The sequence below is a fragment of the Ruminiclostridium josui JCM 17888 genome (assembly GCF_000526495.1).
GTDB lineage: Bacteria > Bacillota > Clostridia > Acetivibrionales > DSM-1351 > Ruminiclostridium > Ruminiclostridium josui.
Genome location: NZ_JAGE01000002.1, coordinates 419,917 through 445,591, shown reverse-complemented (window position 1 = coordinate 445,591; position 25,675 = coordinate 419,917). Strand labels below are relative to the sequence as shown.

Genomic DNA, 25,675 nt, shown 5'->3' with positions numbered 1-25,675 from the left:
TTATACGCAATTGTACTATGATATTATTTCTTGTATTAATTTTAATTCATATATGATAATCTATTTATTAAGAGCATCAAGAATTGGGGATTGAATTCTAGACAGAAAAATTTAATATATAAAAACAGCTATCCATGTATTTTTTTAATACATGGATAGCTGTTTTTATACCTCAATCCTTATTCCTTACTCCTGCATTCCTTTTCCTTATCTATATAATAGCTTAACTTATACTTTTTATAGGCCTTCTTATATTCATCTGCTGCTTTAGAATACTCTCCGTCTTTATACAATCTATAGGCTTTCAAGGAAGGTTCTATGATTTCGATTTTAGCTTTGCTTCTTAGTTTCTCAAGCCAAGTGTCTAATTTATCCGATATGGAAAATTCCCTTACAATCATCATTTTCTTATATTCATCTTTAGGGTGGATTCTATCCGGCATGTCTTTGTACTGTTTAGTATATTCTTCGTATTTTTTGTTAAAATCATTTTCATCAAGACTTACTCCATACTCCTTTGCAATATCCGGAACACTCTTTAGCTTTAAAATATATAATTCAACATCTTTTTTGTATTCGGCTTCTGACTTATAATCAAGGCCTTCACTGATACTGGCACCCTCACCACCAGAGCCTTCTAAGCTTGGCTTTACATATTTATTGTAATAATCATCTATTTCTTTTTGAGTCACTTTGTAACCTGAATAATTGTAGAAGTAGTTATCAGCCAGTACTTTTTTTATTACTTCCTCAAGAATCAAATCATTGATTTCCTCATCGGTTTTTTGCATCATTGTAGAGTTTGTTTTGTTTCTTTCAAAGAAAATATTTTTTTCGTCACGAAAAACACTGGTTTCGACAATTTTGCCGTCTATTTTAAGTGCTTGCTCTCCAAATACGTAGTTTGAAGCTTTTCCAGTATTTTTTGTCATGATTAATACTGTGGTTAAAATGGCAAGAACAATCAATAAAATCAAACTTACAAGAATTATTCGATTTCGTTTGACAGATAACTTACCGACACTTTGCATAGTATACATCTCCCCCTAACACTAAATATATAGATAATATTACAATAAATAATAAAAATTTACAATGTAATAAAAATTTAACCAACCATCAATTAAAGATGATTGGCTTTTAGTAAAAAATTTATCCTTGTATTTTTTCTTTTTTCCTTCCGCTGAATAAAACTGATAATATAATACTTGAAGTTAGTTTTTATTATTTTACTATCCTTTGCATCATTGCTATCTTCATTCTTAAAAATCATTCTTATTCAGCTAATAATGAGAATAGCCCTAAATACATAGAAAATCCAATGGAACATATTAACAATCGTAACCCCAAGTAAAACAAATATAAGCCTTAGTATCAATGCTCCAACTATACCGTAATTGAGTACTCTTCTTTGATACTCTTGTTTAATTCCAAAGCTACTGAATACCATAATAAATAGAAAAAGATTGTCTATACTCAAGCTTTTTTCTATTACATAGCCACCCAAAAACTTAATCAGTTTCGGATTATGTTAAAAGTCTCGTTAACCGTATAGGAAACAAAGCCAAATGCAGTTGCATCATGTATGTTAACTTAGTTATTTACTAACTACTCACCTTTAACGAAATTATAATAATATGCAAACCATATTTACATCTATTAAGAGAATGTTAATTGTTTGTTAATTAAATCTTCTCTCCTAACATATTCAGTAATTTTTCCGGCAGCCAGTGCGCCCTGACCAACTGCCGTAGCTACCTGCTTAAAGCCGCCGGTGCAGTCGCCTGCTGCGTATAGACCGTCAATGTTGGTTTTCTGGTTTTCATCCACAATAATAGATGCACCTTTTGTCAATACTCCAAGCTTTTTTGCAAAATTAATACTAGAAGCAATATCATTTGCTATAAACAATCCATCCAACTTTTCAAAAGAGCCATCGGTAAAATGTATTTCCTCAAGACATTCTTTTCCGTGAAGCTTTTGAATTGGCTTTTTCTCTATTCTAAAATCCTTATGTAATTTATCATAATCGTCCTTGCATTCCAGTTCTTTTCCATTTGTATATATGGTGATATCATTGGTAAAAGCTTTTAACTCTCTAGCTTCATGTATTGCAAAATCCTTATTGCCGAGAACTCCAACCTTCAAGCCCCTGTAAAAAAAGCCGTCACAGGTTGTGCAGTAGCTCACCCCTATTCCTTCCATTTCCTTGAGCCCATCTATTGATAGTTTTTTCTGGGGCTGGCCGCTTGCCAATAAAACTGTTTTTGCAAAATAGCTCTTTTCACGTGTAATAATCTCAAAATTGTCTGTCTTTTTAATTTCCATTACTTCTTCATCCGTAATTTCTGCTCCCAGTCTTTGAGCTTGAAGTTCACCTGCTTTTAATAAATCTCTGCCGCTAACAGCCTCTGAAAATCCAAAATAATTTTCTATTTTGGAGGCTTTATATAGTCCGCTATCATTCTTACCTATCACAAGTGTTTTTAAGTTTGCTCTGACTGTATAAATGGCAGCGGACAGGCCTGCCGGTCCTTTCCCAACAATAATTACATCATATATCATTTACAAAACTCCTTCCAGTTCCTTTTCAAATAATTCCCATCCAACCCGATCAAGAGTGTATCTGAAACGCTCACCCTTTTTAGCATTCTTTTCAAAAAATCCAAGAGTGACATCAATAATGTCAAACAACTTATCTTTTGGGAATACAATTGGGAGAAGCTGTTTTCCTATTGCTATTCTATTTCCGAACAGGCCTCCAAAGTAAACGATAAAACCACTTTCACCTTCATATGCTCCTTTAGGACACCCTTTTACACATTTCCCGCAATATTTGCATAAAGATTCATCATATGAAAAACCTTTAACCTCTTTATCAATAGTTATGGCCTTATGTCGACAAACAGCTTCACACAGACCGCAATAGGTACAATTATTTTTACTCCATACTGGTTTAATAGCTCCCTTTACCCCAAGATCATTTTCTTCTGCTTTAAGACAGTTATTTGTGCAGGCTGTGATTCCAAGCTTGAATTTATGAGGTAATTCCTTTCCGTAATACCTCTCGCTAAACTCCTTTGCAAGGTCGGCTGAATCTATAAGCCCATTCTTACAAACACTGTTTCCCTGACAAGCTGTAATTGTTCTTACTCTTGGTCCGCTGGCAGCAGGGTACAATTCTGCCTCAGCAAGTTCTCTCTTGACTGTTTCAATATCTTCAAGCTTAATATATGGAATTTCAATACTTTGTCTTGAAGTCATATGTATATAACCTTGCCCGTATTTCTTTGCGATTTCATAAACTTTAAGCAACTGGTCTGCCTTAATGTGGCCACCGGCAATGCCTAATCTCATAGAAAAGTTATCTTTTTGAACCTGCTGAATGAATCCTCCATTTTTCAATTCCTTGTAATTTACCTGTCCCATATCTACTCAACTCCATTTTAATTAAAAAAATGTCACCTTTTCAGGTAAATATATCTTACTTTACTCCTAATAGTCAATAATTACTTTTTGCTTTTAAGTAAATCATATAGCGAATCAACAATCCTCTCATTGTCAGAATCCTTGATATGTGCATCAGGTATAAAGTTGTTAAATGGCGATTCTCCAATATTAATAATTCTTACTTCATGATTCCGAATCAGCAGCTTTAGTTTTTCCGCTTCATAATCATCCAAATTGAATACAGAAGTAATAAATATTTGCCCGGCATTGGTAAATATTTCGGCAAGTTCACCAATCTGCAGTATCTGACTGTCCCTATCACCGGAAGCTAATGGAGTTTCAGCGCTTGGTATACCTAAATAGCAGGTTATATGATTTGATTTGAATAATTTGTACTCAAGTTCTTTTCCATTCTGGTGTATAGACTGTACGTATTCTTCATTACCAGAGGTTAAAACAACGAATATTCCTTTGTGACCATACAAGTCTTCTCTCATATTTGGCGAAACCAGCCCCTGCTCCCATAAAAATTCTTTTTCACTTATTTGACTATGTAATGTATCACCTTTTTCTGAAACACCCTCAAGAATAATTCCTCCCCCTGATATTTCATAATTATCCACAATTACGAATCTGCCGGTTGTTTCCATTTGGGAAATAGGGTCAAAGGCAATAGGCTTTACTGTTTCAAGTATGCACTCTGCCACATCATGTCTTTCTACCTGGTTCTTGACGGTATTTATATTCAGTTCTGCTGCGTCGATTATATTCAGAATTTCTGCTAGCTTTACTGTAATCCTTAAAGTTCCTATCTTAAGTTTGTAATTTTTATTTTTAATTAGTGGAAATTTACCTACCCAAAAAATATTTACTCTGAAGCGTGAGCTCAAAACCGGCTGAACTTCATCAGCTCTGACCATTAGTTCTCCTGCTTTTATGTATATTTGTGTTTTAAGTGTTAAACCTATTGCCTGTCCGGCAGCTGCTTTGTCCGTAGGGACTACATTAAAGCCTTCAATACTGTTTACAACACTCTTCTTTTTTGAAGGCAAGAAAACCACCTCATCACCTGCCTTTATGGTTCCGCTGAGAATAGTACCTGCAACAATTCTTCTGTGGTCATTTTCCTCGGTAAACTTGTAGATATCCTGTACTGGCATACGGAAGGGTAGTTGAATATCTTCCTTCCTGTTTTCAAATGAATCTAACTGCGCCAGTACTGTAGGACCGTCATACCATGATGTGAGACAGGATTTATCTGCAATATTGTCTCCGTTAAATGCACTTATAGGAATGAAGTTTATGGGTTTTATATTGATTTTACTCAGGAATTCTGTAAATTCTTCGGTTATAGATTTATAAACATCTTTATTAAAGTCTACCAAATCCATTTTATTAACTAAAACCACAACCTGCTTTATTCCAAGCATTGAAACAATGTGTCCGTGACGCTTAGAGTTCTCCTTAATTCCCTCATTGGCATCTATTACTAAAAGCGCTGCTTCTGCTCTGGATGCACCCGTTACCATATTTTTTAGAAATTCTATATGGCCCGGTGCATCGATTATAATATAGTCTCTTTTATTTGTCTTAAAAAAGCATCTAGCAGTGTCAATGGTAATCCCCTGTGCCTGTTCGTCTTTTAGTGCATCTAAGAGAAATGCATATTCAAAGGGTCTGGAATTTTTTCTGCAATATTCCTTAACCGATTCCAGCTTACCTTCGGGCAGTGAACCGGTGTCTGCCAGCAGCCTTCCTATTACCGTACTTTTTCCATGGTCCACATGGCCTACAATTACTATGTTCATTTGCTCTCTATTGTCCATATTACATATAACCTCCCCTACGAAGTGTTTCAAGTCCGCCGCCGTCATCCTTATCCTGTTCACGACCTGATCTTTCTGCTATATTTGCAAATTTGCCGCTCTTTAATTCATCAATTATCTCACTTACATTTCGTGCTGTGGATTCTACAGGAGATGTGCAAGGGTAGCAGCCAAGGGACCTGTATCGTTTTCCGTTGCCCTGATCAAAATATAGTGATGTAATAGGGATATTCTCCCTCTCTATGTACTCCCAAATATTTAATTCCGTCCAATCCAGAAGAGGATGAATTCTGATATGTGTCCCCGGAGCAAAATCAGTTTTGAACTGATTCCAGAATTCCGGCGGCTGATCTCCCACATCCCAGTCGTTTTCTTTGTCTCTTGGTGAAAAGTACCTTTCTTTTGACCGACTGCCTTCTTCATCCGCCCTCACACCTACAATAACTCCGGTGTACTTTTCTCTATTTTTATCTAAAACGTATTTACCAGTTGCATGGTCCATAATATACCTGTTCCACTCACCTGATAGTGTATTTTTTAATGCTTCTGATTTAAGTTGCTGGCAGCAGGTTATGCGGTCTGTCTTTCCGTCTGGGAAGGTGTTTTTATGTGCCAATGCTTCACTGTTTTCACCGTAAACCATGGTTAGTTTCCACTTTAGCGCCAGTTCGTCTCTGTATTTTATCATCTCAGGAATCTTATAATGTGTATCAATATGAACAAGAGGTATTGGTACATGACCGAAAAAAGCCTTTCTTGCCAACCATAAAAGAACTGTACTATCTTTTCCTATAGACCAGAGCATGCATATATTTTTAAATTCTCTGTACGCTTCTCTTAATATGTAAACACTCTGTGCCTCCAATTTATCTAAGTGATTCATAGCAAACCTCCATTTAATGAATATTTTTATATACTGCTTTAATACTTTATTGACTGTGTTGTTCCCAAATGGAGACCACATTCTTTTTTATCAGGATCCTCCCACCACCATCTTCCGCTTCGCACATCTTCACCGGGCTGTACGGCTCTGGTACATGGCTGACATCCGATACTGCGAAATCCGTTCCTATACAGATTGCTGTAAGGAATGTTATGGGCTTTAATATATTTCCACACATCTTCTTCTGACCAAAATACAATAGGATTAATTTTGTAAATGGAATTGCCCTCATCCCATTCAAAAATTTCCATGTTTTGTCGGGTAGGTGATTGTTCTCTTCTCAAACCACATATCCATCCGTCTACAGTAGCAAGTACTCTTTTTAGAGGTTTGACCTTTCTGATTTCACAGCATTTTTTTCTTGAATCAACACTGTCATAGAAAAAATTCGGTCCTAGCTGTGATACAGCTTCTTCAATATCTCCACTTTCAGGAGCATATACCTCATAGTTAAACTTATAAGAGCGCATTGTTTCTTCCATAAGGTCATAGGTCTTTTGAAAATGTCTTCCCGTGTCTATGAAGAATATCCTAGCTTTAGGGTTAATATTTAAAATCATGTGTGTAAGCACCTGATCCTCTATTGACAAGCTGGAAGCCAGTGCTATATTAGAAGGCCCCATTATTTTCAGAATGTAACTTATAACTTCTTCCGCACTTTTGTTTTCTGAGTTTAGTGCTTTTAAATCAAGTTGTATCATTTTAATTTCTCCTTTCAAGAATTATCTCTTATAGCTCATTACCTAAAAACTTTTCCAATACCATGGCACTAGCACCAATAGCAATGGCAATTTCATTAAATTGCCCTCCTCTGTTGAAAATAACTCTTCCGTCTTTTTGTAAATGACTTTTTTTATAAGCTATATCTGTACATAAATCATAAAAAAGTTGAGAATTTATGATAAGTGGACCGCTTAAAATCACAATACCGGGATTGAGCAGCTTTATAAGATTGGCTAGCCCTTCACCCATAAACTTCGCTGCATACGTTATAACGTCAACAGCTGGAGTTTCCATCCTTTCTGCAGCCTTACAGATTTCAACATAAGTTATTTCATCTTGTATAATTTCCGAGTCGGTTTTCTTATTTAGATTTTTAAATCTTTCAACCAAAGAATATATAGATGAATAGGCTTCTATACAGCCTTTATTTCCGCAGGAACATTTCATACCGTTAGCATCAACAACCATATGTGCAAATGCATCTTCTGCATCGTTAATATTTCTTACAAAGAGACCTGAGGCAATAATCCCCATTCTTATCCCAATACCACAATTAATGTAAATTACATTTTTAATCCCTTTTGCAATTCCGAAATTTGTTTCAGCAAGTACAGCAGCATTTGCTCCATTGTCCACTTCAACCGGGACTCCTAGTCTTTTTTCAAATATTGATTTTAGGGGTATATTCTCCCAACCGGGAGCTAAAAAGTTCTCAGGATTTAGTATCAGCCCTCTTTTTTTATCAATAGGACCTACAGTACCTATCCCAACACCTATAATAGTACCGTTTTCTTTTTTCAGCTTACTATTTACATCCTTTATCCAGCTTAGTATTTTGCTAAGTACAAGTTTTGGAGTGGATTCCTTGTTCATATCAAACCTGAATTTTTTTATTGGCTTCATTTTAAGATTTGTTAGAACAATTTGTGTATATGTTCTGGATATATCTATTCCGATTATGTAGTAACCTGAAGGATTCACATCATATAAAACAGGTTTTCGCCCTCCTGTTGATTCTCCGGTTTCTGCTTTTACTAGGAGTTCCATTTCTTCAAGTGGCTGCATCATTCTGTTCAAACTTGTGAGCTTTATGTCCGATATCTCTGACAGAGTGCCCTTAGTTGATGCCCTGATATGTAGTATTAAACTGAATATCTTTTTTGATTCCGAGCTTAACCCGCTGAAAATATTATTGTCAATCATCAAATCACTTCCTGACTTTTTGCCATTTTAGGCAAAAGTATACAAAAAAATTTTTCATATCATATAATCTTCCGGTATAAATACTTTAAAATCCTTTGGCTTAACATAAACTGTTTGCCTTTCCTTTAGTAAAAGCTTTTTATATAAATCTTTGCTGATTTCAGCTTCTACATATTCTCCGGTGTCTAATCTTTTCATTTCAAGGTTAACAATAGGCCCTACTGCTCTAATAAATATAATCTCAGCTGCAACGAATTCATTTCCATTTTGCTCTAGACTTATTTCAATATCGTGAGGGCGAATATAACTAATGATATTCCTGTCAACGGCTTCGGAATGTTCCGGAGAATCCAATGTCAAGCTTCCAAGCTCTATTTTTCCGTTATGTACTCTCCCGTGAAACAGATTTACATTTCCCAAAAAGTTATAAACAAAGGGATTTGCCGGATTATCATATACTTCCTCAGGAGTACCTATCTGTTCTATTTTCCCTTGATTAAGAATTACTATCCTGTCTGCTACGTCAAGTGCTTCCTCTTGGTCATGTGTAACAAATACACTTGTAATTGGATATTCATCATGAAGCTTTCTAAGCCATCTTCTAAGGTCTTTCCTCACTTTTGCATCCAAGGCACCAAAGGGTTCATCCAGTAAAAGCACTCTAGGTTCAACAGCCAGCGCCCTTGCAAGTGCTATCCTTTGTCGCTGTCCTCCTGATAGTTGGCTAGGATAACGTTTTGCAAGTTCTTCCATTTTTACCAGAGACAATAGCTCATTTACCTTTTTTTCTATATCCTCTTTTCCTGGCCTTATTTTAGATGGCCTTACCTTAAGTCCAAAGGCAATGTTTTCGAATACTGTCATATGCTTGAATAATGCATAATGCTGAAAAACAAAACCTACTTTCCTATCTCGTGTACTTTTACCTGTATTATCTTCTCCGTCAAACAGAATGCTCCCCTGGTCTGCTGTTTCAAGTCCGGCGATAATCCTTAGAAGCGTTGTTTTACCTGATCCTGAAGGTCCTAGTAAAGCCACAAGCTCTCCGGTATTTATTTTCAAATCAATATTAGTGAGAGCCTTGAATGATTCAAATGTCTTTGAAATATTTGATAATTCTATACTCATAACTTACACTCCGATTTACTTTTATATTTTCCTTGCTATTTTTGATATTTTTCCTGCTGTTTGATTTTCCAATCTGCGATATTTTTGATTATCAGGTTAATAATTGCAATTACTGTCAAAAGTGAGGCTACTGCAAATGCAGCTGAAAACTTGTATTCGTTGTACAATATTTCAACGTGCAGAGGAACAGTATTTGTTAATCCTCTGATATGTCCTGACACAACTGATACTGCGCCAAATTCTCCTGCTGCCCTTGCTGCCGTAAGCATAATACCATAGGTCAATGCCCACTTTACATTCGGAAGAGTAATAAGCAGAAATGTTTTAAAGCCGCTTGCTCCCAATGTCAGAGCTGCTTCTTCTTCAGAAGTTCCCTGTGCTTCCATAAGTGGAATAAGTTCTCTGGCTACAAAAGGTAGAGTTACAAATAATGTAGCAAGAATTATCCCTGGAGGGGCAAAAATTACTTTGAGACCAAATTCATTTAATACCGGAGCCAGTATTCCATGGCTTGTACTAAAAAGCAAAACAAATATCAATCCTGCTACTACGGGAGAAATAGCAAAAGGCAAATCTATAATAGTTATAATAAGGTTTTTCCCCTTGAATCTGAACTTGGATACAGCCCATGCAGCTACAAGCCCAAATACGGTGTTTATAGGAACCACTATAATTATTGTAAGTAATGTTAGTTTAATAGCTTCAAGTGCCATAGAATCACTAATAGCTGCCATATAAACCTTAGCTCCCTGTTGGAAAGCTTTAACAAATACTGATATAAGCGGAACTAAGAGCATTAGTATAAAAAAGAGTAACGCCAGTACAGTAAGTATTATTCGCACTGCCCCGGAATTCTTTGGGGTACTTTTCTGATATGTATTAAGAACCTTATTGTTCAATGGTAAGCTTCCTGCCATTTTGTCCTCCTTTATAAAGTATTGAAAAATTATTTATGCCTGTTAACTGCCCACCACTGAAAGAAATTTATGGTTAACAGCATTAAAAAAGAAATTATGAGCATAATTGCTGCAACTGCTGTTCCACCAGCATAATCATATTGTTCAAGTTTTGATCTTATGAGAAGCGGTGTTATTTCTGTTTTCATAGGCATGTTTCCTGATATAAACACTACAGAGCCATATTCACCCAAGGCTCTTGCAAAGGATAGTGCAAACCCTGTAATGATAGAAGGAAAAAGTTCCGGGATTATAATTTTGCAAAAGGTTTGAAATCTGCTTGCTCCAAGACAGGCTGCTGCCTCCTCCACTTCTCTGTCTATACTCTGCAGAACCGGCTGAACTGTTCTGACTACAAATGGAAAACTAATAAATATTAATGCCACAGTTATTCCAATAGTCGTATAGGATACTTTTATGCCCATTGGCTCCAGAAGCCTTCCTATCCATCCATTTGGTGCATAAAGAGTTGTAAGGGAGATGCCGGCAACTGCTGTTGGTAATGCAAATGGTAAGTCAATCAAGCCATCTACAATCTTCTTGAATGGGAAGGTATATCGCTGCAGAACCCAAGCCAAAAGAAGTCCAAATATTGCATTTATTGTAGCTGCAAGAAACGATGTACCAAAAGAAATTTTCAGCGATGCTATCACCCTACTGCTTAATGCAATATCCATAAAGTTTTTTAGGCCCAAACTTGAGCTATTGACAAATACCATTGATATTGGAATCAGCACCAAAAGTGCTAAATACAGAAGTGAAATTCCCATGGTAATTCCAAAGCCGGGTATAACACTTGGCTGCTTGATTTTTGACGGCTTTATTATAAGATTCATAATTTCACCTCCAATTCTTCATTATTTTTTTATGTAAATTTGGTCAAAGACTCCTCCATCGCTGAAATGCTCCTGTTGAGCTTTGTTCCAGCCTCCAAAAACTTCGTCTATAGTAAATAGATTGATTTTTGGGAACTGTGTTGCATATTTCTTTTCAATATTCTGATTTCTTGGTCTGTAGTAGTTTTTTGCTGCTATTTCCTGACCTTCATCACTATAGAGGTATTGAAGATATGCTTCTGCAATCTTTCTTGTACCTTTTTTATCAACAACGGAATCAACTACAGAAACCGGAGGTTCAGCCAAAATACTCACCGACGGTATTACAATCTCAAATTTATCCTTTCCAAGCTCATTTATCGAAAGAAAGGCTTCATTTTCCCACGCTATTAATACATCGCCTAAACCGCGTTCAACAAAGGTAGTTGTTGCACCTCTGGCTCCTGAGTCCAGAACCGGTACATTTTCAAAAAGTTGTCTGACAAAATCCTTAGCCTTCTCACTATCATTGTTATTTTTTTTCAGAGCATACCCCCACGCCGCAAGATAGTTCCAGCGAGCACCACCAGAGGTTTTGGGATTTGGAGTTATTACCTGTATCCCTGGTTTAACAAGGTCATCCCAATCTTTTATATTCTTTGGATTGCCTTTTCTCACAAGAAATACTATGGTTGATGTATATGGTGTTGAATTATCAGGTAAACGTTTTTGCCACTCCTTGTTAATTAACTCTTTATTTTTATTAATTGAATCGATATCATAGGCTAATGCCAAAGTAACTACGTCTGCCTCGTTTCCATCAATTACTGTTCTTGCCTGACTTCCTGAACCACCATGTGATTGCTGAACTGTCACAGTTTGTCCTGTTTTATCCTTCCAGTATTTTATAAATGCTTCATTATATTCTTGATATAGCTCCCTTGTAGGATCATATGAAACATTTAACAGTGTTATAGAGTTGTTTTGTGATGAACCAGATGCATTATTTGAATTTTGGGCATTGCCACACCCGGCTAATGCTGAAAATAAAAATAGTATACACATGGTAATCACACTAAATTTAAGAATTTTATTCTTCAAAACATATCACTCCTTCATTGAATAATAGCTTACATATATACTTAGTATGTATTTAAGCTAAAAATTTTTGGTTATTGGTTAAATGATTAGCCTCAAAAAAAGATACAACATACCCAAGTAATCCTATATGTTTTATAAGTTATGAAAATGGTAACATGTGGTTAAAAGTATGTCAATTACTTTTTTATAATTCTTTCAATATTTATTTTTACATAAAAAATAAACAGAGAAACGCATAAATGTAATAAATTAAGCATTTCTCTGTTCTTAAACCCTTGTCACGCTCTTATCCAATCTTCAAATCAGAAAGGAGCTTTCATTAAATATTCTAAAAGTCAGATATTGTACCTAGCAGATACTTTTTGAGTAGTGCAAGGTCGATTGCATTAACAGAATTATCTTTGTTTACATCTGCCCTGATACTGCTCTCTGAATCCAATTGTAAAGAACCAAGGAGATATTTTTTCATTAAAGCAAAATCAATAGCATCTACAGTTCCACTACCATCTATATCTCCTAGCTTAATATCAATAACTGTAACAGGTTCAACTCCATACTTGAGCTCTCCTTTTATATAAGCTGTAATTTTGCTATTGTCTCCATAATTGCTTTCCATTTCAGGATTACATGAATAATCATTTCTATGGTCATAATCAGATGAGCCTTCTATCCTAAATGGTATATCTCCTGTGCTTGCCCCTGGTGCAAGTTTGCCAACAGCATCTTTAAATGAAATTTCACAATATGTATCCGCACCCTCCACAGCATTATCCAGACTGTAGCAATTACCTATTACATTTTCTGTACCACATGGTGCATATTCACATGTAAATGTGTTCTGCACACTACCATCATTTGTAAACCAATAGCGCAATTTTACGTCTGATAAATTTACAGGAACAGTTCCATCGTTCACTATATTAACTGTAGCCCTTAATGTATTTGATAGGTTATGAGCTGCACCAAACTTATACTGAACCTTTATTGAAGGCGGTGTAGTATCAGGATTGTCATCAGGATCTTTCGGAGTAAGTTTTGGAGCCTCCTCTCCAAATGTTAGAACGCCATTCATGTATACAGGAATATTTTTAGTTAGTACGTAATCACTTGTAAGGCCCTTCCTGCTAAAGTCATTAGTTGGGTCCCAGTGAGTCATATAATTTGAATCCTGCTTTGCTGTTAACGTAAATGCCAACTCTCTGTCCCCATATATTTCTCTGCCGCTCCAATCAAATTCATAATAATATGTTCCGGCATCATCCCACTTTATTGGGCCTTTATATGTAATAGGCTCCTGTTGTAGTGAAATCTGTTCATCATATGCTATGCTCATTTCAACATCATTAATGGTCTGTCCGCAATCAAGCAGTTCACTAATGTTAAAGAAATATCTTACCTTCATTCCTGTTTCATAATGGGGAGGACGGCTTGACTCATTGTGCAATTTAATAACTACCTGCGTGCTTTCTTTTATCTCTCTTTCTACACGCGCCTCACAATAATAATCATCAGTTTCAGGTTCTTTTGGAGGGAAATTAGGTATAACCTCCTGCCCCTCACCGTAGAACTTATACAGCCCTGCACAAGCACCTACAAATGCAGCATTATAGTCAACAGCAACCTCATTATAAACGAAATCGGTTGTTACATCCTGATGGTAGTCATCTTTGTCTGGTCCACCAACCAGCGCTCCCCACAAGATATGCCTGTGTTCCGGCGGATCATTCATACTTAATGTTTTAGAGCCATGAGCAGCTCTGTGATGTGGATGCTTTGCAAAAGGCAAACCTTGCTCATAACCATAACCTACTATATATGAATACCCCATTGGATTTCTTCCCATTAGATATTCCATCTGGTTCTTTGCCCATGCACCCATATCTGTTCTTTCAGGGTGATGCTGCATATAAACAAGTGCACATAATTGAACTGCTGTGTTATAACGGGCAGAACCCCATCCATTTATCATTGTATATCCTGCTGGAGAAGTTGAAGTATAGCCATTGTCGTTTGGCTCCTTATGCTTTGCCATACCACCTGACAAATATTCTATATTCCAACGAGCAATATAGTCATATAACTCATTTTCCGGGAATAATGTATTTAAAACTATAAACACTCCGCCCCATACAGCATCCCAACAGTGACACCATGTGTTGAACCACATATTTGTGTTGAATGTATCAGGTATGATTTTTTGCAAATATCCAGTATAGTATCTGCCGTCTTCTGACACAGACATAATATCGTCTATATAGTCCATATTGCCAGTACAAGCGTACAGCCATACTGCTGCCCAAGCCATTTCATCATCGTCATATGCTGATGTATAGTAACCATCACCTTTTGACATTCCTCTGTTTTCCTTTGCAAACTTGTACATAGCCTTTGCAACAGTCAAACACTTCTCTGCATATTCAGGTTCATCATCCTTAAAATTCAAATAAGATGTAGCAAGTGCTGCAGCTGTACTACCACAAACATCACTACCTGGAGATTCTACCGTAGCAAAATCTGCTGGTCTTGGTATACTATCGGGATATAATTCAGGTGGTCCCCAATATGAGTGATCTAAATCTCCTTCACCAACCATATAACAAAAAGCAATTAAATCTCCATTTTCATCAAGAAAAGAACAACGTAAAAATGTATCAGTAAAGGTCTTTAAAATATCAATCATATGTTCTTCTTGCCCTGACTTCTTGAAGGCATCCCTAAATTCGTAGAAACTCCATCCGAGAGTACCGGCAGTATAGCTCTGGGGAAGTCCAAACCTAACATGGTCTCCGGCATCATGAAATCCGCCGTGAACATCTACTGTTCCATCTCCATCGGGGTCAAGTATATTTCTATACTTTTCTATGAATTCAGGAGAAAGTGAAGTGTTTTCAAGGGGAATATTGCAGTCTCCCACATGGCAATCACCTCTCCATTCCAGCCTTCCTCCTGTAATACCCGGTCCGCATTTATTAGCATCATAAAAATAAATTGATTTTTGCAATGCTTCTGCAAAGTTAAAGTAATTATAATCCTCCCATCCTTCTTTAGGAGTAAATTTTGATGTTGATGTAGCATCTGTATTTGAACCAGTATTTTCTGCTGCTAATATATTTGCTGATAATAGAAATTGTCCAGCAATTATACTAACACTTAAAAGCATTGCTACAATACTTTTTAGATTTAAAACTTTTCTATTCTTTATAAATCTATTCAAGCTTAATACCTCCCTCTTGGGAATTTTTATAAGAGAACTTAAAAAAATGATTTCCACAAAAGACCGTACTCTCTAGTTTACATACGTTCAAATAGATTAGGAGTACGGTCTTTTGTAGAATATTTTAGTGTTAATATAATAAATGTGATTGAATTAATTTTGAGTTTATACTATTTCAGATATAATCAGTTATCAAAGATGTTAGTCTTCTACAGGGAATGAAGGCAATGTACCAAGAAGATGCTTTTTGAATAAAGCAAAATCAATAGCATCAACTGAGCCGTCCCCGTTTACATCTGCTGCAACCAAAGCAGTTGCATCTAATTGTAGAGTTCCAAGTAGATACTTTTTCAATATAGCAATGTCTAAAGCATTAATATCTCCGCTATTATCTAAGTCACCAATTTTTATAGGATTATCAATTATTATTTTAACTGGTTCAATACCACATTTGAGCTCATCCTTGATATAGGCAGTTATTTTGTCGTTTACACCAAGAGTATCCATTTTTGAATTGTAGGAATAGTCATTTGACTTATCATATTCTGAATCTCCTTCAATTCTGAAAGGTATATCTCCCGTAGTTCCACCTGCGCCGAGAATACCAGCATTGTCTGTAAATGAAATTTCACAATATGTATCAGCGCCCGTTACCGGATTATCTATGCTATAGCATTTTCCTAGTACATTTTCTGCACCGCAAACAGCATAGTCACATACAAATGTATTTTGTGCACTTCCGTCATTTGTGAACCAATAACGAACTTTAATATCTGATAATTTAACTGGAACAGTACCAGTATTCTTAATATTTATAGTTGATCTTATTGTATTTTTTGTTAAATCAACTTCTCCAGTCTTATACAATAACTGAATTTGTGGCGGAGTAGTATCCGGATCTTCATCAGATGGATCTTTAGGGTCAAGTTTTGGAGCTTCTTCACCATATACTAATTTACCATCCAAATATACAGGGATTTTCTTTGTTACTGCATATTCAGTAGTAAGACCTTCTTTACTGTAATCGTTTGATGAATCCCAATGAGTCAAGTAGTTTTTATCCTGTTTAACTCTAAATGATATTTGAAGCTCTCTGTCTCCATAGATTTTACTGCCGCTCCAATCAAATTGATAATAGTATGTTCCCGCATCATCCCATTTAAATGGCCCTGTTAATTTTATAGGATCCTGTTGCATTGAAATCTGTTCATCGTATTCAACAGAGAAGATTATATCATCAATTGTTTGCTCATTTTTTAGTAACTCATCAATATTAAAGAAATATCTTGCCATCATTCCAGTTTCATAATGAGGAGGTTGGCTTGACTCGTTATGAATCTTTAATACTACTTGTGTACTGTCTGCGGTCTCTCTTGCCACTTTTGCTTCGCAATAGTAATCGTCTGTTCTTGGTTCCTTTGGAGGGAAGTTTGGTATTGGCTCTTGTCCCTGTCCATAATAATGATATAATCCTGCAAGAGCTCCAACAAATGCTGCATTATAATCAACAGTTACTTCGTTATACGCGTACTCAGTAGTTGAATCTATATGGTAGTCATTTAAGTCTGGTCCACCAGCCAATGCACCCCATAAAATGTGTCTGTGTTCCTCAGGGTCATTCATGCTATTTGTTTTTGAACCATGAGCCGCTCTATGGTGTGGATGACGAGCAAAAGGCAGTCCCTTTTCATAGCCGTAACCTACTATATATGAATAACCCATAGGATTTCTTCCCATAAGGTATTCCATCGCACCCTTAGCCCATTCTCCAAAATCAGGTCTGTCAGGGTTATTTTTCATGAAAACAAGTGCAGATAGTTGAGCAGCAGTATTATAACGTGCAGAACCCCAACCGTTTATCATTGTATATCCTGCTGGTGATGTTTTATAGTAGTTTTTATCTGTAGGATCTTCATGTGGGCACTTACCACCTGATAAAAATTCTACATTCCATCTAGCAATAAATTCAAACAGCTCATTTTCAGGGAATAATTGATTCAGTTTCAGGAATGTTCCTCCCCATACTGCATCCCAGCAATGTACCCATGAATTGTACCAAACATTCTGCTTAAATGTTTCAGGTATAATTCTCTTCATATATCCAACATAGTTTCCTGTTTCATCAACTCTAGTAATGTCATCTATGTAGTCCATGTTGCCAGTACATTCATATAACCATGCAGCAGCCCAAGCTAATTCATCTTCATCATAATCGGATGTATAGTAGCCATCACCTTGGTGCTTTCCTCTGTACTTAACGGCAAAATCATACATTGCTTCTGCAACTCTTAGACACTCAGCTGCATATTCCGGATCTTCATCCTTAAAGTTCATGTATGATGTAGCAAGTGCTGTAGCGGTACTAGCACAAACATCACTACCAGGTGAATCATAAGTTGCAAAATCAGCAGGTCTGGTCCTTTGATATTCTTCTGGATATAATTCTGGTGGTCCCCAATAACAGTGGTCTACGTCACCTTCACCAACCATATAACAAAATGCAATTAATTCTCCGTTTTTATCAAAGTAAGAGCAACGTAAAAATGTGTCAGTAAAATATCTTAAAATTTCTATCATATGCTCTTCTTCACCAATTGCTTTAAATGCATCTCTGAATTCATTAAAGCCCCATCCTAATGTAGCCGCAGCATAGCTCTGAGGAAGACCAAATCTAACATGGTCTCCAGCATCATGAAATCCTCCATGTACATCTACAGTTCCGTCCCCGTCTGGGTCAATAATGTCTCTGTACTTCGCTAAGAATTCATCTGATAGTGATGTGTATTCTAGTGGAATTGCTGCATCACCTTCGTGGCAGGAACCCCTCCATTCAAGCCTGCCTCCTTTGTCACAACCGGCTTCTTCGCCGCATTTCTCTGCATCGTAAAAATAAAGTGATTTCTGCAATGCTTCTGCAAAGTTAAAATAATCATAATCCTCCCAGCCTTCAGCCGGAGTAAAAGAAGTTGGCGGTGCTTCCGCCGATACCGTAACCATCGACATAATTTGTCCTGCAATAAGAGCAAGAACCAGCAAAATCGACAGCCTCTTTTTCCTTTCTTTTCGTACTCTTGACATTGTTTAACTCCCCCTAAAAATTATTTTATATGTATTAAATTTACCGGAACTCCTTTAGCCTTATTATGGTAAAAAAGAGCTCCTTACAACAATTATACCAAATTAATACATTAATAAAATAATTTTGTAAAAGGTTGTACGAAAAAAATGCAATCATTTTGTTATTTTTTCATAAATAATACTATATATTATAGTTTTAATAATTTATCTGCCATTTTAGCTTCTGATTCTGAAATAATTGAAAAGTTATTTGAAATTCTATTAAGGATGTCTTTGTTTTCAGGATTTTTCATATATCTCAAAACAAGTGCGTGATTAATTTTCCATTTGTCACTTATTGATTTAAATTCTTTAGAAAAATTGAGTAATTCAATGTTATTGTACTTTTCACCTAAATACTCTAAAAAAATACTAAAAAGCGTCCTACCACCGGATATTCTCAAAAGCCTCCATATAATATGGGCATTATGCGGATCATTTCCGTGGGCAGTTTTCAATTCAGCTTCCAAATCAAAGGAGCTTTTAAAACTATTTACGAATCTGTCCAAGGAAGAAAAAGCTTCATTTTTATTTGCACGGTTTACAGCATTATGTAGAATAACTCGCCAATCAATTTCACTATCCTTATATTTATCTAAATTTATAGTGAGACACCCGGTACAACTTTCATGAAAGTCCTCAATTTTCATAATTGCTCCATCACAGGGAGGTGCCGAATCAATGCAAAATAGATTTCTCTCTTTATCTAAATCTACTACTGTGCATGAATGATTAAGGTGTACTTTTTTAAACAAATTAGTCCATACACAGTTATACATATCTGTGAAAATAATTACAGGCATACCTTTTGAAGTTTCTTCTTTAACCAGTTGATATATTTCTTCTGTCCCTATATCATAATGTCTGTTAATCTCTACATTATAAAAATAAGACAGACATTCAAATATATTATTGAAACCTTCTTCTATTCTTGGTCCTAATGCTCCAGGATAAGCTTGATCTTCGTCATTAAAGCTGAAACCCCATATATATGAAAAAGCCAGCCTATACTCCAAACCTTTCCATGCCATAAATGAAATTATGGGACTTGAAATGCAATTAAGTTCACTGTTAAAAATCAGCGGAAAATTTCTCATATTTTACATCCTCCCAATAATATTATTTAAATTAAATAGAATTACATATACGTAGTACATTTGTCGCCTGAATTTCACATTATAACCATAAGTTACATAATTACACCTATATTATATATTATTAGGCTGTACTAAAACAATATATATTGTTTTAGTAGTCTATAACTCTTTTTGCACCTATATATAAACCTTTGTATTGGGATAATTTTTGAATACGAACAGAGCCTTTTGAAGAGGATGCATGAATAAATTTATCACCGCCTAAATAAATACCTACATGGTTAACTGCTCCTACTTTGCTTCTGGAGGAAGCATCAAAAAACAGTATATCTCCTGCTTTCAAAGCATTTCTTGATACTTTCTTACCGTTAGAATACATACTTTGTGCAGTTCTGGCTAGCTTGACGCCGAATTTCTTATATACATACCCAATGAAACCGGAACAATCAAACCCATCTGGGCTTGTCCCACCATAAACATATTTTACACCAATAAATTTCTTGGCATAGTCAACTACCATTTTTACAATGTACCCGTTGTAATCAGTTGTATCTAAAACCGATGTACTTCTTATATCAATATTGGTTATTGCAGCTTCTGATTGACTGTTTGAGGCCATTACATTAGTTGAAATAAAGAAAAGCTGTAATACCAAAGTGCAGCCTATCAGAAGCTTTCTATACTTGCCTAACATTTAATCCTCCTTTTAATGCTTTACTAAATAGTTGGCAATTCCAACATGAAGAATTTATGGAGTTTTAGCAAAAATTATTCAAAACATTTCTGGAATACTTTTCATGGATAACCTCCCAATGTATCTGCATAATATTATTAAATAGCATTAAATATAAGGAATGATGGAATGTTCACGGAAAAAAGACTGTTAAAAGCTTATAGAAATGCCAGGCTTCAACTGTTTGATAATAATTCTAAATATATATTTTTCAGTGATTCACATAGAGGAGATGACAGCATTTCCGATGAGTTTGCCAGAAATCAGAATATTTTCCGTCATGCACTAAACTATTATTTTGACAACGGATATATATACGTTGAGGCCGGAGACGGCGATGAGTTATGGGAATATACAAAGTTCAGACATATCAGATTAGCCCACAGCGATGTTTTTATAGTTATTAAAAAATTCTTTGAAGATAATAGATTTATCATGCTTTATGGTAACCATAATATTTATCTTAAAAACAAGGACTATGTAAGTAAGAATTTTTACAGCTATTATGATGATTATAGTCAGGATATTCATGATTTGCTTAAAGGAATGACACCAATAGAATCTCTTGTATTAAAAAATAAAAGCACCGGTCAGGAAATACTTGTTGTTCACGGGCATCAGGGTGATTTAATGAATGATCAGCTCTGGTTTATTTCCATGCTCCTTTTACGTTACTTCTGGCGATATATGCATGTTGTAGGCTTCCACAATCCATCAAGCCCTGCCAGAAACCATTTTAAAAGACATAAAATTGAGAGGAATTATAAAAAGTGGATTCAAAAACATAAAATAATGCTTATTTGCGGGCATACTCACAGACAAAAATTCCCAAAGCCTAAAGAACTTCCTTACTTTAACACCGGCTGCTGCATTCATTCAAAAGGTATAACAGGTATAGAAATTTTAGAAGGAAAAATATTAATGGTTGATTGGAGAGTCCGTGCAGACGAAAACGGTGTTCTGCAAGTTGAAAGATATGTTATGAGAGGCCCTGTACCTATTGAAGAATTTGATATGAACAGCAATCATGACTATGAAGATTGTGTAAATAAAGATCTCAAATCTGACAAGGAGGATTGCTGAAAATCCATATCTTATGTGATATACTAATAGATATATGAATTATCTATCATATGCATCTATTAATATTACATAGGGGTTTTACATATGAAAAATATATATGATTTTGAAATGCCTGTTGTTTTAAGAGATTTCTTGAATTACATGCAAACTATAAAAGGTAAATCCATAAACACCATACAGGTGTATTTTTATGATCTCAGAATATTCTTTCGTTTTTTAAAGTTGCATAGAAATATCGTCGATAAAAATATTGAATTTGATAGCATAGAGATTACGGATATTGATATATCTCTTTTAAAAACTGTTACACTCAGTGATTTATATACATATATGTCCTTTGTCAGCAACAAAAGAGATAATACCTCCCATACACGTGCAAGAAAAGTTGCAAGTCTAAAATCATTTTTTAACTACCTCTCGACAAAGGCTAAGCTACTGGATGTAAACCCTACTATTGAATTGGAGTCTCCCAAAATTTTAAAGAGGCTTCCCAGATATCTTAATTTTGATGAAAGCAAAAAGCTCTTGACCTCAGTAACCGAAGCGGACCATGAATATTCCGTGAGAGACTATGCAATAATTACAATTTTTTTAAACTGTGGAATACGTCTTTCTGAACTAGTCGGAATAAATCTTCAGAATATTAAGGATAATACTCTTACAGTATTTGGTAAAGGCGGTAAAGAACGCAGCATACCACTGAATAAAGCTTGCCTTCAGGCTATTGAAGACTATATGAAGGTACGTCCCGTAAACGGTCTCAAAGATAAAAATGCTTTGTTTATAAGCCGTAGGAACCAGAGAATCAGCAAAGAATCCGTACAAAAAATAGTTAAAAGGTACATAAAAGAAGCCGGTCTTGACCCACAGCGTTACTCAACTCACAAGCTGAGACATACTGCCGCAACCCTGATGTACAAATATGGTAACGTTGATATCAGAGCTTTGCAGGAGATTCTTGGTCACGAAAGTATTTCTACTACTGAAATATATACTCATTTGGATCAACAGCAGTTAAAAGAAGCTGTAAATAAGCATCCCCTTTCGGATTTTAGTGCGAAGTAATTTCGTTGCATTATGTTTTATGTAAACCGCAGTTCAGATATTTGAACTGTGGTTTTGCTTATTTGTAGTAGTATATTTCAATATTATTTGAATCAAAGTAAACTAATTCTCTATCAGGATATATCTTTATAGCTTGCATACTACCAGGTATCAATATACCATTTTTGTCTTTGTAATTATCGTATTTAGCTTTCCACCCTATCGGCGTCATAATTCCATTTATCTTCTCTACCTGTCGTTCATCACTTTCAAAGCTCATTAATCTCCCTTGCTCATCAAAGTTAAATATCCCTACCCCTTCCACTCCATTATAGGTGATTTTTGCCTTTACATGGGTAGAATCAATTTCTTCATATGTAATAAAATCCGATAGTAAGATACAGGGATTTACACAGGCACCTTCTGCTAACCAGGATATCAATCCAGCCTTGTACATTTGTTGATTGTGGACATCAAATAATTCAATAGCTTTTCCAAGAATCCCCTTCATTCCGCCAACCTTGTCATCAGAACAATAATCAATACCATCAAATGGAACCCCAAACATGCTAGATTTACAAAAAGCACTCCTAAAAGGTTTATCACAGAGTAACCATAAATTATATTCCATATCAAGTATAGTGCCCTTATTACTGTCAAATACAAACCTTGTGTCGTGAAACACTATATTTACTGCATTATTTTTTTTACTTCCAACCAATCCAATATATTTGCAGTGCTTTTTAAATGCTTCGGGTAAACGTTCCACTTCATCATGAGTGCAAATTTCTTTATTTTCCGCAATTTCTAAAATTCGCTTTTTCATATCCTTGTCGAAGGAACTTTCAAATGGAGAATATGGTATACCCCAATAAATCAACAAAATTCCTATTAGTAGAAAAACAGCTCCGATAATAATCATAATCATATTTCTCCTATGTACTTTCATTCGATAACTCCTTGTACATTTTTATGCTAAAGAACAAAGCAAATCCACCTAACGCGACAAAGGACAGATACTTTGTAACTAACACTTGTATTGTTATTTCAGTGTAATACCTGTAAATTCTTTGTCACCAATTGTTTGAATCCTATTACATAAAGAAAATAAAGTCCCATAAATTGCATACTTCACGTATACCTGTTAATTTCCATTTTTTTCATTAGTATAATGTGTTAAATATATAACATGTTATGTATTATGTCAATAATGAATAATTTATTGGTATTACGGTACATCATTATGCGTCCTTAGCCAACCTGTCTAAATGAATGTAGAGTGGATGCTTTTTCGCTTCCTGTGCTTGACGTACTGAATAACTTTCCTCAATTACTTCAATTGGCTCAATATAATATACTGCTGCAAAATCATTCGACGGATTCCTCTGTTGAGCTGCCGCATATGCCTCCTCATACTCATGTCCTGCAACCAATGATTTTACTGAAATCCCCTTTATCTGGTAACTTTTCCAGTCCTTTGTAATGATATTAATTGCTACTTTTTTATTAAACCACAGTGCATAAGTTACATTTTTATTAGTCTGGGAACCTTCAACAATTCCCAGTATTTAATTTTTCCGTCATCTCTATAGAATATATTTTGATTATTACAAGACTAGATTTGGACTTTTACAGTTTATAGGTTTGTAGCAATTTCTGCAGCAAGGAAAAACATCTTTTCAATTGCTAAATGGCTCTCCATCATAACCCAGTTATCTCTCGGATCCCACTTAATACTGCCTAAGCTGTCTTGTGCATATAGAAGCTGACCATATTTAATTTTCCTAAACTCAGATATAGCCAGGAGTGCTGAACATTCCATATCAACAGTCAAACACCCCTCACTTTTTCGCTTTGCAACCTTTTTTTCAGTTTCTCTGAAAATTGCATCTGTAGTCCAGGTCTTGCATTTTTTATAATGAATATGGTGCTTTTCAAGTATTTCTACTATAGAATTAACAACTTCCTGATTCATTTCAATTTCCCTCGATGGTGGTAAATAGTGGTAACTTGTACCCTCGTCCCTCACAGCAGATACAGGTATCAAAATGTTTCCCGCACTGATTTCATGATTTAAAACACCTGCCGAACCAAAAACAATTATTTTGTTAACACCCAGAGCAATCAGTCTTTCAAGCTTGATTGCCGCAGCTGCTGCACCTACTGGCATCTGTGAAAAAGCAAAGGGTTTACCGGCATACTCTGATTTGAAAATATCTGATTTTTCAATTTGGGTTTCAATATATCCAATTTTTTTTACACTTTCAAGCTTAGAAAGTTGTTCAATGAGTTTTCCTGAGAATGTAAAAACCGCACTGCTGGGTATCGTCTCCTCAAGATAAATATTTCTCCCCATTGAAGGCTCAATGTATGCCTCCCTTGTATTGTCATACTCGTGTAAAGGGCATATTTGCTCCATATGTATAACCATCCTTTTTTTAACTTTATTTTAAATATAGTATTCAATGGGATATTCTGTATTTTCAAAGAAATGCTGATAGATTTCCTTCCTAATACTCTGAAAAACGCTATTTGTGCGTTCCCTTGGTCTTGGTAAATTAACAGTAACAATCTTTTTGATTTTCCCCGGTCTGCTTGATAGTATAACTATTCTATCACCAAGATAAATCGCTTCATCAATATCATGTGTAACAAGAATCATGGTCTTTTTTTCTACTTCCCAAAGCTTAAGAATTTCGTTCTGCATACTAATTCTCGTAAGTGCATCCAATGCTCCAAAAGGCTCATCTAACAATAGTATATCCGGGTTATTGACAAGTGCTCTGGCAATGCTTACTCTTTGCTGCATTCCTCCCGATAACTGTTTTGGAAGTGCTTTTTCAAAGCCATTTAGTCCAACCAATTCAATATGCTCTGCAACAATTTTTTTCTTTTCTTTCTTACTAAGTTTCTTTGTTATTCCAAATTCAATATTCTTTTCAACAGTTAACCAAGGATATAATCTTGCTTCTTGAAAAATCATACCGCGGTCAATGGAAGGTTTATCAACAAAACGCTCTCCGACCTTAATCTTTCCACTTGTACTTTTCTCCAAACCCATTATTAATTTAAGCAAAGTACTCTTTCCGCATCCGCTGGCACCTACAATACTGATAAATTCCCCTTCCTTCACGTCCAAGTTAATATCCTCAAGTGCCTCAACCTCATCACCATTTATCTCAAAAGTTTTTGATATATTCTCAATCTTTAATCCTTGAGTTTCAACCTTATCAAAGTTCATT

The 25,675-nt window shown here is 35.5% G+C and carries 21 protein-coding genes and 1 pseudogene; 2 read left to right on the top strand and 20 right to left on the bottom strand.

Going from position 1 to position 25,675, the window contains the following annotated elements; genetic code table 11:
* Window positions 1–179: 179 nt before the first annotated feature.
* The 16 genes and pseudogenes from K412_RS0118430 to K412_RS0118355 all read right to left on the bottom strand — a co-directional run bounded on the left by K412_RS0118430 (window position 180) and on the right by K412_RS0118355 (window position 20,267).
* Window positions 180–1,031, bottom strand: a complete 852-nt coding sequence (locus tag K412_RS0118430; RefSeq protein ID WP_024834454.1) for a hypothetical protein — start codon at window positions 1,029–1,031, stop codon at window positions 180–182.
* 188 nt (window positions 1,032–1,219) lie between these two features.
* A pseudogene (locus tag K412_RS22060) lies at window positions 1,220–1,516 on the bottom strand (TerC family protein); the annotation flags it as partial.
* A 143-nt stretch (window positions 1,517–1,659) separates the two neighbouring features.
* Window positions 1,660–2,565 carry an NAD(P)/FAD-dependent oxidoreductase gene (locus K412_RS0118420; RefSeq protein ID WP_198527709.1) on the bottom strand — a complete coding sequence of 302 codons (906 nt, stop codon included), beginning with the start codon at window positions 2,563–2,565 and terminating at the stop codon, window positions 1,660–1,662.
* Window positions 2,566–3,429: a 4Fe-4S binding protein gene (locus K412_RS0118415; RefSeq protein ID WP_024834452.1), complete on the bottom strand. Its 864-nt coding sequence runs from the start codon at window positions 3,427–3,429 to the stop codon at window positions 2,566–2,568.
* 80 nt (window positions 3,430–3,509) lie between these two features.
* The gene (locus K412_RS0118410; RefSeq protein ID WP_024834451.1) at window positions 3,510–5,276 is read right to left on the bottom strand and encodes a sulfate adenylyltransferase subunit 1; all 1,767 of its coding nucleotides are present in this window, start codon (window positions 5,274–5,276) and stop codon (window positions 3,510–3,512) included.
* Window position 5,277: 1 nt separating this feature from the next.
* Complete coding sequence (gene cysD / locus K412_RS0118405; RefSeq protein ID WP_024834450.1) at window positions 5,278–6,159, bottom strand: sulfate adenylyltransferase subunit CysD; 882 nt, start codon at window positions 6,157–6,159, stop codon at window positions 5,278–5,280.
* A gap of 38 nt (window positions 6,160–6,197) precedes the next feature.
* Window positions 6,198–6,920 (bottom strand): phosphoadenylyl-sulfate reductase, encoded by a 723-nt coding sequence (locus tag K412_RS0118400; protein ID WP_024834449.1) that lies wholly within the window; start codon window positions 6,918–6,920, stop codon window positions 6,198–6,200.
* 28 nt (window positions 6,921–6,948) lie between these two features.
* Window positions 6,949–8,145: an ROK family protein gene (locus tag K412_RS0118395; RefSeq protein WP_024834448.1), complete on the bottom strand. Its 1,197-nt coding sequence runs from the start codon at window positions 8,143–8,145 to the stop codon at window positions 6,949–6,951.
* Between the two features lie 54 nt (window positions 8,146–8,199).
* A complete protein-coding gene (locus tag K412_RS0118390; RefSeq protein ID WP_024834447.1) occupies window positions 8,200–9,273 on the bottom strand; it encodes a sulfate/molybdate ABC transporter ATP-binding protein in 1,074 nt (357 codons plus the stop codon).
* Between the two features lie 35 nt (window positions 9,274–9,308).
* Entirely contained in the window at window positions 9,309–10,190 is an 882-nt protein-coding gene (cysW, locus tag K412_RS0118385) for a sulfate ABC transporter permease subunit CysW (protein WP_024834446.1), read from the bottom strand.
* Between the two features lie 29 nt (window positions 10,191–10,219).
* Entirely contained in the window at window positions 10,220–11,065 is an 846-nt protein-coding gene (gene cysT / locus K412_RS0118380) for a sulfate ABC transporter permease subunit CysT (protein WP_024834445.1), read from the bottom strand.
* Between the two features lie 21 nt (window positions 11,066–11,086).
* Window positions 11,087–12,145, bottom strand: a complete 1,059-nt coding sequence (locus tag K412_RS0118375) for a sulfate ABC transporter substrate-binding protein (RefSeq protein ID WP_024834444.1) — start codon at window positions 12,143–12,145, stop codon at window positions 11,087–11,089.
* A gap of 328 nt (window positions 12,146–12,473) precedes the next feature.
* Entirely contained in the window at window positions 12,474–15,305 is a 2,832-nt protein-coding gene (locus K412_RS0118370; protein WP_051461074.1) for a glycoside hydrolase family 9 protein, read from the bottom strand.
* 255 nt (window positions 15,306–15,560) lie between these two features.
* The gene (locus K412_RS0118365) at window positions 15,561–18,437 is read right to left on the bottom strand and encodes a glycoside hydrolase family 9 protein (RefSeq protein ID WP_024834442.1); all 2,877 of its coding nucleotides are present in this window, start codon (window positions 18,435–18,437) and stop codon (window positions 15,561–15,563) included.
* 188 nt (window positions 18,438–18,625) lie between these two features.
* Complete coding sequence (locus K412_RS0118360) at window positions 18,626–19,573, bottom strand: cysteine peptidase family C39 domain-containing protein (RefSeq protein WP_024834441.1); 948 nt, start codon at window positions 19,571–19,573, stop codon at window positions 18,626–18,628.
* A gap of 151 nt (window positions 19,574–19,724) precedes the next feature.
* Window positions 19,725–20,267, bottom strand: a complete 543-nt coding sequence (locus K412_RS0118355) for a C40 family peptidase (RefSeq protein ID WP_024834440.1) — start codon at window positions 20,265–20,267, stop codon at window positions 19,725–19,727.
* 168 nt (window positions 20,268–20,435) lie between these two features.
* On the opposite strand from K412_RS0118355, the gene K412_RS0118350 reads away from it, so the two are divergent.
* Window positions 20,436–21,389: a metallophosphoesterase family protein gene (locus tag K412_RS0118350; RefSeq protein WP_024834439.1), complete on the top strand. Its 954-nt coding sequence runs from the start codon at window positions 20,436–20,438 to the stop codon at window positions 21,387–21,389.
* Between the two features lie 84 nt (window positions 21,390–21,473).
* Window positions 21,474–22,454: a tyrosine recombinase XerC gene (locus tag K412_RS0118345; protein ID WP_024834438.1), complete on the top strand. Its 981-nt coding sequence runs from the start codon at window positions 21,474–21,476 to the stop codon at window positions 22,452–22,454.
* Between the two features lie 58 nt (window positions 22,455–22,512).
* Here the strand turns inward: K412_RS0118345 and K412_RS0118340 are convergent, their stop codons facing one another.
* The 4 genes from K412_RS0118340 to K412_RS0118325 all read right to left on the bottom strand — a co-directional run bounded on the left by K412_RS0118340 (window position 22,513) and on the right by K412_RS0118325 (window position 25,674).
* A complete protein-coding gene (locus K412_RS0118340; protein ID WP_024834437.1) occupies window positions 22,513–23,382 on the bottom strand; it encodes a DUF6544 family protein in 870 nt (289 codons plus the stop codon).
* Between the two features lie 292 nt (window positions 23,383–23,674).
* Window positions 23,675–23,866: a hypothetical protein gene (locus tag K412_RS21525; RefSeq protein ID WP_051461063.1), complete on the bottom strand. Its 192-nt coding sequence runs from the start codon at window positions 23,864–23,866 to the stop codon at window positions 23,675–23,677.
* Between the two features lie 203 nt (window positions 23,867–24,069).
* Window positions 24,070–24,852, bottom strand: a complete 783-nt coding sequence (locus K412_RS0118330; protein WP_024834436.1) for a nucleoside phosphorylase — start codon at window positions 24,850–24,852, stop codon at window positions 24,070–24,072.
* A gap of 30 nt (window positions 24,853–24,882) precedes the next feature.
* Window positions 24,883–25,674 (bottom strand): ABC transporter ATP-binding protein, encoded by a 792-nt coding sequence (locus K412_RS0118325; protein ID WP_024834435.1) that lies wholly within the window; start codon window positions 25,672–25,674, stop codon window positions 24,883–24,885.
* Window position 25,675 lies beyond the last annotated feature (1 nt).

What these genes read in the sequence shown, in the direction of transcription:
- K412_RS0118430 (WP_024834454.1), bottom strand. Translation starts at nt 1,031, where the DNA reads ATGCAAAGTGTCGGTAAGTTATCTGTCAAACGAAATCGAATAATTCTT.
- K412_RS0118420 (WP_198527709.1), bottom strand. Translation starts at nt 2,565, where the DNA reads ATGATATATGATGTAATTATTGTTGGGAAAGGACCGGCAGGCCTGTCC.
- K412_RS0118415 (WP_024834452.1), bottom strand. Translation starts at nt 3,429, where the DNA reads ATGGGACAGGTAAATTACAAGGAATTGAAAAATGGAGGATTCATTCAG.
- K412_RS0118410 (WP_024834451.1), bottom strand. Translation starts at nt 5,276, where the DNA reads ATGGACAATAGAGAGCAAATGAACATAGTAATTGTAGGCCATGTGGAC.
- cysD (WP_024834450.1), bottom strand. Translation starts at nt 6,159, where the DNA reads ATGAATCACTTAGATAAATTGGAGGCACAGAGTGTTTACATATTAAGA.
- K412_RS0118400 (WP_024834449.1), bottom strand. Translation starts at nt 6,920, where the DNA reads ATGATACAACTTGATTTAAAAGCACTAAACTCAGAAAACAAAAGTGCG.
- K412_RS0118395 (WP_024834448.1), bottom strand. Translation starts at nt 8,145, where the DNA reads ATGATTGACAATAATATTTTCAGCGGGTTAAGCTCGGAATCAAAAAAG.
- K412_RS0118390 (WP_024834447.1), bottom strand. Translation starts at nt 9,273, where the DNA reads ATGAGTATAGAATTATCAAATATTTCAAAGACATTTGAATCATTCAAG.
- cysW (WP_024834446.1), bottom strand. Translation starts at nt 10,190, where the DNA reads ATGGCAGGAAGCTTACCATTGAACAATAAGGTTCTTAATACATATCAG.
- cysT (WP_024834445.1), bottom strand. Translation starts at nt 11,065, where the DNA reads ATGAATCTTATAATAAAGCCGTCAAAAATCAAGCAGCCAAGTGTTATA.
- K412_RS0118370 (WP_051461074.1), bottom strand. Translation starts at nt 15,305, where the DNA reads ATGCTTTTAAGTGTTAGTATAATTGCTGGACAATTTCTATTATCAGCA.
- K412_RS0118365 (WP_024834442.1), bottom strand. Translation starts at nt 18,437, where the DNA reads ATGTCAAGAGTACGAAAAGAAAGGAAAAAGAGGCTGTCGATTTTGCTG.
- K412_RS0118360 (WP_024834441.1), bottom strand. Translation starts at nt 19,573, where the DNA reads ATGAGAAATTTTCCGCTGATTTTTAACAGTGAACTTAATTGCATTTCA.
- K412_RS0118355 (WP_024834440.1), bottom strand. Translation starts at nt 20,267, where the DNA reads ATGTTAGGCAAGTATAGAAAGCTTCTGATAGGCTGCACTTTGGTATTA.
- K412_RS0118350 (WP_024834439.1), top strand. Translation starts at nt 20,436, where the DNA reads ATGTTCACGGAAAAAAGACTGTTAAAAGCTTATAGAAATGCCAGGCTT.
- K412_RS0118345 (WP_024834438.1), top strand. Translation starts at nt 21,474, where the DNA reads ATGAAAAATATATATGATTTTGAAATGCCTGTTGTTTTAAGAGATTTC.
- K412_RS0118340 (WP_024834437.1), bottom strand. Translation starts at nt 23,382, where the DNA reads ATGAAAGTACATAGGAGAAATATGATTATGATTATTATCGGAGCTGTT.
- K412_RS0118330 (WP_024834436.1), bottom strand. Translation starts at nt 24,852, where the DNA reads ATGGAGCAAATATGCCCTTTACACGAGTATGACAATACAAGGGAGGCA.
- K412_RS0118325 (WP_024834435.1), bottom strand. Translation starts at nt 25,674, where the DNA reads ATGAACTTTGATAAGGTTGAAACTCAAGGATTAAAGATTGAGAATATA.